General features: G+C 44.8%; 8 protein-coding genes and 1 pseudogene. 3 read left to right on the top strand and 6 right to left on the bottom strand.

Features of this window, described 5'->3' with window-relative positions:
* Positions 1-151 precede the first annotated feature (151 nt).
* The gene (locus AB3112_RS05490) at positions 152-1,099 is read left to right on the top strand and encodes a hypothetical protein (RefSeq protein WP_367334081.1); all 948 of its coding nucleotides are present in this window, start codon (positions 152-154) and stop codon (positions 1,097-1,099) included.
* A 70-nt stretch (positions 1,100-1,169) separates the two neighbouring features.
* On the opposite strand, the gene rpmG is transcribed toward AB3112_RS05490, so the two are convergent.
* From rpmG to AB3112_RS05460, 6 genes are all read right to left on the bottom strand, one after another.
* On the bottom strand, positions 1,170-1,319 hold the full coding sequence (rpmG, locus tag AB3112_RS05485; RefSeq protein WP_057909022.1) for a 50S ribosomal protein L33: 150 nt from the start codon (positions 1,317-1,319) through the stop codon (positions 1,170-1,172).
* Positions 1,320-1,398: 79 nt separating this feature from the next.
* Positions 1,399-2,682, bottom strand: a complete 1,284-nt coding sequence (locus tag AB3112_RS05480) for an FAD-binding oxidoreductase (protein WP_367334080.1) — start codon at positions 2,680-2,682, stop codon at positions 1,399-1,401.
* A complete protein-coding gene (locus AB3112_RS05475; RefSeq protein ID WP_367334079.1) occupies positions 2,676-3,458 on the bottom strand; it encodes an FAD:protein FMN transferase in 783 nt (260 codons plus the stop codon). Before AB3112_RS05475 ends, AB3112_RS05480 begins: the two co-directional genes overlap by 7 nt.
* Before the next feature lie 6 nt (positions 3,459-3,464).
* The gene (locus tag AB3112_RS05470; protein WP_084973288.1) at positions 3,465-3,938 is read right to left on the bottom strand and encodes an FMN-binding protein; all 474 of its coding nucleotides are present in this window, start codon (positions 3,936-3,938) and stop codon (positions 3,465-3,467) included.
* 228 nt (positions 3,939-4,166) lie between these two features.
* Entirely contained in the window at positions 4,167-5,990 is a 1,824-nt protein-coding gene (locus AB3112_RS05465; RefSeq protein ID WP_367334078.1) for a heavy metal translocating P-type ATPase, read from the bottom strand.
* 204 nt (positions 5,991-6,194) lie between these two features.
* Positions 6,195-7,064, bottom strand: a complete 870-nt coding sequence (locus AB3112_RS05460; protein ID WP_084973284.1) for an aldo/keto reductase — start codon at positions 7,062-7,064, stop codon at positions 6,195-6,197.
* A gap of 249 nt (positions 7,065-7,313) precedes the next feature.
* Between AB3112_RS05460 and AB3112_RS05455 the strand changes: the two genes are divergently transcribed.
* Positions 7,314-8,858 (top strand): HD domain-containing protein, encoded by a 1,545-nt coding sequence (locus tag AB3112_RS05455; RefSeq protein ID WP_084998082.1) that lies wholly within the window; start codon positions 7,314-7,316, stop codon positions 8,856-8,858.
* Positions 8,855-9,042: pseudogene (locus AB3112_RS05450) on the top strand (RNA degradosome polyphosphate kinase); the annotation flags it as partial. The gene AB3112_RS05455 and the pseudogene AB3112_RS05450, both read left to right, overlap by 4 nt.

Below are 9,042 nucleotides of genomic sequence, written 5' to 3'. Positions count from 1 at the left end.
GTTTCCATCATTATTGATAATCATTAAAAATTTGATGGTCGTCTATCGTGACAACACGTACGAAAATAACGACATCCTCCAAACCATCGAAGAGACGTTCGATGGTTTGGAGGAATTTGTTTTTCAGTATGCTGGGCGCCTGAATGTTAGATTGCAGAAGAAGTACTTAAAACAAGCTCTAAAACTATTTGGCAGTAACGCCTTCCAGGGATACGATAATTTACGATACGAATTCATCGAAAGTATTCATGAGATGATCACCCGAGATGTCGCAGATGAAGTGATTGCAGCTTCTGATAAACTGGTTAAAAATGCCGATTTTTGGGATAATGGTGATCGAAAAACGCAGCATATTATTTTGCGGATCATGATCGCCGTTCAAACTGGGCAGATAGGGCTTGCTAAAGAGATTGCAACGGCAAATATGGATATTGATGATGTTCGCCAGCAATGGGTTTCTTTTCTGGAGTCCCAGGAAAACTTTGACGAGGCTGAAAAGATTCTCCTTGAAGCGCCAAGAAATAATGCCTGGCAGAAAGAACGTTGGGATGATTCACTTACAGGACTATATGTGATGTCTGATCAAAAGGCCAAGGTGATTCCGCTTTTAAGGAAGCGTGTATTATCTCACCAGACAAATGCCTATGAACTTTACAAAAATATCATGATTGATGATAACTTGTGGGAGAAAATATATCCTAACTTCTTAAAAGAAATGGAGAAGAAACTCACTCGTTATGAGTTTGGCGATATTTTAGTAACGGAAAAAGAGTATTCAAAGCTGCTTGACCAGTTGAAAAAATATGATAGCGCACCAATGATCCGAAAGTATTTACCTGAGCTTTACCCACATAGGAAAAAAGAGGTCGCAGCACTCTACTATGATAAAGTTGTCGTACCTGAATCAAAAAAAGATTCTGCTAACGCTCCAAGGCAACTCCGAAAAGATTTGGATGACTTTTTCGAGGTCAGTGGTGATGGCAAACTTGTTCAGAGATGGATCAAACAGCTCCAATTACAATTGGCAGACAAACCTGAATTTCTTGAATTTCTTTCGCTGGCAACAAGAAATATTGAGATGTCAAAGAAGGATTATTGAAATTTGTTTATAAGACACTAAAAGCCGGAGATTTCTTTTCTCCGGCTTTTAGTGTCTTAATATTTGGAATTTAGCTCTTTTTCTCTTCAAACAACACTCGTTTACGCAACTTTGGTGAATACTTCATTAACTTCAAGCGATCGGGGTTGTTTCGACGATTTTTTGATGTTAAGTATTCTTCACCAGTCTCTTTATTGTGCATGACAACGTGAATTCTCATTGGTTTGCCTCCTTCATTATATCGTTACTGCTATCGTTACAAATATAAAGCAATCAGAAAATTTGTCAAGTTATGGTCATCACCAGTCAAATTCTTCGGCATAAATTTGGCCGGATGAAGCGCCGTGTCGGAGGAGAACGCGCCGCCAATGCCGGGTCATTTTACTTGGTCCGCCAAACAGGAAAATGGTGTTAACTTGCCAGTCCTTGGGTAGTTGACGGACAACCTCGGCGTCTTGAAATCGACCAACTTGCTGGAAAAGTCGAAACGTTGGCCGTTTCTGCCAGTCGGCTAACTTTTCTGGGTAAAGCAAATCCGACTGACGATGCGCGGTATAAAATAACTGGATATTGTCGTCCGGATGGCTGTCAATGATCGAGAGCAGCGGTACAACACCGATGCCACCGGCAATAATGACCATGTTTTGATACCCCAAATGCTCATTTAAAAAGGGTTGATAACGTCCATACCCGCCGGTCACTTTAGCAGGCGTCCCCGGTTGAACTTGATCTAAAGACCGGGTGAAGTCGCCATCTCCGCGAATGGCTAAAATGAGCTTCGACGAATCCGTCGGGGAGTTGACTAGTGAAAATGGGTGCAGTTCTGACAGCCCCTTGATGGTGGGAAATGAAACAAATATATAATCTCCTGGAAGCGCAGAAATCTTCGAGCTTGGTTGCAGTTCAAGCTCGCGAACGTTGTCGGCGATCGCCACATTATTTGTCAATGAAGCGTTTGAATTTCTGACCCAATTCTGGTATTTTGACCAGATGTAACTAACCAGTGTCAGGCCGCTATATAGATAGAACCAAAACATAAACGGTTTGATCGCGACGACATAGTTGATCAAAATGACGTGGATAAATACCAGCACAGTTGCGACCAAATTAAGCCGGTGAATCCAAATGGAAACTTCGTGTTTAAATAAAGGTGCCAACCAGGATTTAACGAGCTGGACGATTTTTACCCGGCTGGAGAGCCACCCCGCCATAAAAATCAGTGAGTAGCCAAGTAGCCCAAGCAATAACCAGTATGCCCAGTCCCCGGTGGTCTTAATCCAGCCCATGGACTCCGTCTGACTTTGGTGAAGGTAGGCGAGGAAAACGGCGGCGATACTCATCATGCCGTGAATTAGGTACATATTTGGCAAGCCGATGAGGCGGTCCAGCCATTTGGGTCGTGTGCTCAAATAGATGGCGACCAGCATCCAAGCGTAAGCAATCGCGCCAAAGTAAATTGCTTGAAATTCGTCAGCGTAAGCGGCGGGCAGCCCAACGGCGAGTGTTTGAATCATCGGCAGGGGGATGACGAACAAGATGATCGCCCAAGTCAGCCCGAGTGCGTAGTTGTGGGACTTTACCATGATTGAACGCTCCCTTCGGAAAAGTGGAGCTGACCACGGTGGGCATCAACCAGGACGCCGGTTAATTGATATTTTGCGATCAGCTTCAAAAGCATTTCGGTTCCGGCTGCCATTTCAGCAGTTGCCCAAGTATCCGCGAAAACGAGTGTGTCGCTGACGATGGTTACCTGCTGGAGTGAACTTCTCGTTCGTTTGATGTGTTCACCTCTGCGGTTGATACCCGATGTCGCGATCGCCTGATTTCCCAGCTCGTATTGGCCCAAAATCATGGTGTCGTTGAAGGGATCTTCAATGCCGACCTGCCAGCGAAAGTCGGTCTGCTCATCAATGGCCACCACGATGTCGCCACCACCATTTAATGAAACGCCAACAATAGCCGGATCAGCAAGTAATGGTCGCAGACGCTGATCGAAAATTTGATTGATCGCCCAACCTTTAACGAGTCCGGTCGGATTGTAGTTGCCATCAAAGAACGGATCAAAGTAGCCGTCGGTTTCTTGCCGAGCAATTTGGGCGAGACTAAAGACTTCGGCAAATGCTGGCGAGGTTAGTAACGGCGAACGGTCGCCGGCACGAAATTGAGTTACCAACGAGGTTGATTTGAAGGGTGAGAAAGTCTCGTCAACGTCTGTCAAATCCGCAGTGATTTCAGAAATTAATTCTTGAAATAGTTGGCTAATTTCGGGAGCCTCGTCATTTAACGCAAGGCGAACGGTAAATGGAATTGTCATTTTGTCGATCACGGCTGTTTTAAGTAGATAACTAGTTGTTTTCATCTCATCTCACCTGCCAGTCTGTTGCTGGTTCTGTTGATTACTTTGCTTGGATTGATTTAAAGCGTCTTGCAGAGACCCTTTAAAGCCGCGGTAGGTAACGGTAGCACCAGAAACGTGTTGAATGTTGGCGCTTTGGGCTTTAATTGCTTCTTGTTTATACGTGGGTAGAACCCTGCTGTTAATTTGTCTGGAACGGTCTTCTGAATTTGGGTATTTCAGGACGTCTACTTGCGTTAATTTACCACCTTGAATGACGGCCCGAACCTGAACAGTTCCCCATTCAGTACTGACCTCTTTTCCGGTAAACGTCCCGTTTTTGTAGGCTTTTGATTGAGTGGTTGAAGTGGTCGTTTTGGTTGGACTGGATTTTTCACGGGCTGTTGATAAATGTCTCGGTCCATTAAAGAACACGATATAGCTGTCAATTACCATCGAAATTGCAACAGTCAGCGACAGCAGCAGGCCAATTATTTTTTTCATAGCAGCTTCACCTGGTCTTTCACGTTGGACAGCATGACTGATTCTCTTGAATTAACTGGATTGTACGCTCACAAATGAGGAAGCGCTAACAAATTACCTTATTCTTAAGTAAACATCACCTTTCTTAACTGGATGTTAAAAATTAGTCTCTGTGGACATAAAAATCGGGGCACGATAGTCGTACTCCGATTAGGAATTTAATTTGAAGAATTCATTTTGTTTTTACAATTACTGTGCAGGAACCAAATCAGCTTCCGGCTTGTCGCCGCCACGGGCTCTCAATGCCCAGAGAATGGTGACGGTATCAACCACTTCCTGAAGCATGGCCCCAATGATTGCAGGGATGACACCGAAGCTGGCAATTAACATCAAAATCGTACAAATGGCGATTCCGATTAAGACTGATTGACGGGCCACGTTCATGGTGTCGTCTGATATTTTAACGGCCTTTCCAACTAAGCTCAAATCGTCTTTAAGGACGACCGCATCTGCGGATTCGCTGGCAGCTGTGGCCCCGTGGGCACCCATGGCAATTCCGACATCGGCGGTTGCCAGAGACGGCGCGTCGTTGACACCATCGCCGACCATCACAATTGGCTTGAGCTTCTTGTCAACTTGTTTAATAACGGCAATTTTTTCTTGGGGAAGACGTTCCGCGTACACTTTATCGATACCGACGCTATCAGCAATTTCTTCAGCGATTGGTTTTCGGTCGCCAGAGATCATCATGATTTGTTCGACGCCCATTTGGTGAAGGCCATCCATTACGGATTTGGCTTCAGGACGGACCTCGTCAGAGAAGGAAACGTAGCCAACGTATTTTCCATCGACCGACACGTAAACCGTGGTTTGGTCGAGCGGATCGATGTGCTCTGATGAAACGTAAGCGGGCTTGCCGACTTTGACAATCTTGCCGTCAATGGTTGCCTGAACTCCTTCTGCAGTTGTTTCAATCACGTTTGTGGCGGCTGGAATCTTATCAGGGATGGCAGCAACCAGTGAACGGGCCAAAATATGGCTGGATTGCTGCTCGGTTCCGGCAGCGAGCGAAAGCACCTGTTCTTTGGTATAACCGTTAACGGCGTGGACTTGGTCGACCGTTAAATGCCCTTTGGTAATCGTTCCGGTCTTATCAAAGGCAAAAGTCTTAGCGTTGGCTAATTTTTCGATGATGGTTCCACTTTTAACGATAATCCCGCTTCGGCTGGCCCGGCTCATTCCGGAGACCAACGCAATTGGGGCGGCTAAAATGAGCGGACAAGGTGAGGCGACAACCAGCACTTCAGCGAAACGTACCGGATCGCCGGAGATATACCAGGCCATACCGGCAATGATGTAGGCCATCAATGTAAATGGGACGGCGTATCGGTCGGCCATTCTGACAAAGTGGGCAGGGGTGCTTTCAGCTTGCTTGACCAGTCGGATGATATTTTGGTATTGACTGTCATCGGCAGTTTTATCGGCGATCATATCAAATGATGAGTCGCCGTTGATTGCGCCGGACATGACCGTTTGGCCGACCATTTTGTCAATTGGACGAGACTCACCGGTCAGCGACGACTCGTCCACGGTCGTAACACCTTCAGTAATCGTCCCATCAACTGGAATGACTTCACCGGGTTTGACAACGATTCTATCGCCAACCTTTACTTGGTCAATTCGGACGTCTTCAATATTATCGCCATTAAGCAGATGAGCCGACTGTGGTGAGTTTTCCAACAGTGACTGCAGCTCGGAATTCGCCTTGTTGGCAGCGTAATCTTCAAGTGCGTCACCACCAGTCAGCATCAACAACACGATCAGGGCAGCCCAGTATTCCCCAACTGCAATTGTGGCGATCACCGCGGTGATTGCCAATAGGTCAACGCCAAATTTTCCGGACCGCAATGTTTTGACCATGTCAATGAACATGAGAAGCGCAATCAGGGATCCGAGTGTTGAAATGACAATTTGCGCATACGTCGGCAAGTTCAGAGCAAATTGCAGTATCAAGGCAATCACGCCAACCAGTAAAACGCCAATTAGCCGTGTATAGTTCGATAGTTTGTTCATAGTGAGCCCTCCAATCGTTTCTAATCTTCTATCTAGATTATAACAATTCTAAAGTAGAAAGGCGAGTTATAACTATTGTGAACTGAACATTATTAATGGATAAAAATAAAGGCCGAAGCAAAACTAACCGTTTTGCTTCGACCAGTCTGGAGGTTACTTAGCTGAATTGTGCGCTAAATAGCAGTTTCACGTCGACACTAATCTTTATTTTGCAAGGTTACTTAATTGCTCAAAATCGGCATCGCTTAATGTCACGTTTGCTGCGGCAACGTTGTCTTCCAAATGTTCAATCGAACTGGTTCCTGGAATTGGTAGGATATTTGGTGAACGTTTCAATAACCAGGCCAAGGCAATCTGAGCTTCAGAGACGCCATACTTTTTGGCAATGGAACTTAGCGGGCTGTCATTTCCAACCAGCTTTCCGGTATCCAATGGGAACCATGGTAAAAAGGCCATGTTTTGGGATTCGGCATAGTCGACCACGTCGTCATCCTTGTGATTGCCAACGTTGTACAGGTTTTCAACCGCATCGATTTGTGCGTACTTTTGGGCTTCTTTAATTTGATCCACGGTGACTTGGCTCAAACCAATGTGTTTAATCTTGCCTTCATCCTGCAGCTTCTTGAGTTCGCCAACTTGCTCGGCGATTGGGAAGTGAGTGTCAATTCGGTGAAGGAAGACCAAATCTTCGTGATCAATTCCCAGGGTCATCATTGAGACTTCAACTTGCTGTCTCAAGTAATTGGGTTCACCATGTGGTGTCCAAATGCCAGGACCCTGACGTGTTTGACCAACCTTATCTGAAATGAAAATGTGATCGCGGTTGGCAGCACCTTTCAGTCCGTCGGCCAAATAACGATCAGCGAACCAAGGACCATAAGAGTCGGCTGTATCGAAGAAATTAATTCCCAGCTCAGTTGCCCGGGTCACAACATCAGCGGCATGAGCAGGATCCGAATATGGTCCCCAAGTACCCTTACCAGTTAACTGCATTGTGCCGTATCCGAGTCGGTTCACAATAAATTGGTCATCAAACTTGTATGTTCCGGCGTTTGCTGCATTAAGTTCAGTCATCAAATACACTTCTTTCTTGATGAATTATTTGATACAAAGTTATTTTCAAACTTGTGGGTTTTGATGTCAAACAAAGCGATTGTTAATTTTAGACTAAGTTGGTGTCAGTTTTACCAAAATTCAGAAAATCTTCTAACTTAAGCGATTCGAATCGGTCAACGTCTTATAAAATATTGTATACTTACGTTGATAAGAGAGTTTGGGATTAGGTGTTTTTTAATTGGGAAATCCACACAGAAGGTGAAGAAGATGGCAGCGAAATATTATGGCGTTATCATGGTGAACGTTCAAGGCTTGGAACTGTTAATTGTGAATTTGAAGAGTCTGAAACCCTTGGAACACGTCAAAAAAGAGATTAATCTTGGTGATGATGTTTATCAGGACCAACCGGTCAAATATGAATCGGTTAGTCGAGTGTCCGAGGCGCTAACGGGTTTTGTTCAGATTTTGAACGATTATGGTGTGACAAATTATAAGCTATTTGGAAGTAGTGCGCTTCATCAGGCGATGAACTCAGATTTTATTGCCGATCAATTATTTCTCCATACCGGAATGACGATTGAATGGCTTTCATCTAATGAAGAGACTTATTTTCGGAATCAGAATATTTCCATTGAATTGGGAAACGATAAACAAAATGAAAAGCGGACGGTCTTTTTGGTTGGGATTACGTCTGGAAATACTGCGATTACTGAATTCAAAAAAGGCAAATTTGTGGACGCCACTAGTTTTGCCTTAGGGCCAATCAAGATTGCCGAGGATTTGCAAAGCTTGCGCCAGACTGCACCGAGTTCGATTGGGTTATTGAACGACTACATTGATTCCAAATTGAATGATTTTTACATTGGTCATCCATCAAGTGTGGTTTCAGATACGGTTCCAAGTAAGATTATTTTGCTGGGGTCACTGCCGCTTCAGCAACTGGTTAAAAATTATGAAAACGCTGATGTCGGAGATACCATCACCGCCAGTCAGTTTATCTCACTCGTTGACGATTTGGTCGATGCGTCCGATCAGTTCTTGATCGAGCGACTGCAGGTTTCTTCCGATTACATTCCGATGGTACTGCCGGAACTGCTGCTAACCCGACGAATTTTACGCTTAACCAACGCTGCTGAAATTGGGTTTTCCAATTCGGGGGTCGTTGATGGCTTAGTCAATCAAGCCTCAACGGAACTTGGCTACTCCAAACGTGACTTTACACCAGAAATTATCAAAATGGCCCTCAACATCTCTGGCCATTATGACGTTGAGCCGGTTCACCGAGACCTGGTAACCAAGTTTTCCCTTCACTTATTTGATCAGCTCAAGCCCCTTCATCAATTGGGACGCCGTGAACGGATTTTGCTGCAAGTCGCTTCGATTCTCCATGATGTCGGCAATTACGTTGGGATTCATGAGCATTATTTACATTCAGAATATATTATTTTACATTCAGAAATTATTGGTTTATCCAGGGACGACATTCGCGTTATTGCTGCGATTGCCCGTTACCACAGTTCCACGACTCCCAACGAAGATCTGATTCATTTCCAGCATATCTCTGCTGAAAGCCGGCGCTTGATCTCCAAGCTTGCTGCTATCTTACGTTTAGCTGACGCCTTAGACGATGATCGTCAGCAGAAAATCAAAAAGATTTCTGTTTCGATTAAGGAATCCAAAGTGGTCATTACCGTCTTCAGCAATGCCAATCTGGCGTATGAGAATTGGGTCTTTAACCAAAAGAGTCACTTCTTCACCGAAGCATATGGATATGAAGCCGTTCTCAAACAAAGAGGTGTAAAAGCGAAATGACAGACAAAATTGATTTTAAAAATCCCAAGTACTATAACAACCGGGAATTAAGCTGGCTGGACTTTAATGAGCGCGTCCTTGAAGAAGCACGTGACAAGAATAATCCATTGCTTGAACGGGTGAAGTTTTTGGGCATTACCCAGAGCAATCTGGACGAATGGGTCATGGTCCGGGTCGCTTCACT

It is taken from the genome of Lentilactobacillus sp., assembly GCF_040773105.1.
GTDB classification, from domain to species: domain Bacteria; phylum Bacillota; class Bacilli; order Lactobacillales; family Lactobacillaceae; genus Lentilactobacillus; species Lentilactobacillus parabuchneri.
The sequence above is the reverse complement of the archived record's forward strand: the minus strand, read 5'-3'. Positions and strand labels throughout refer to the sequence as shown.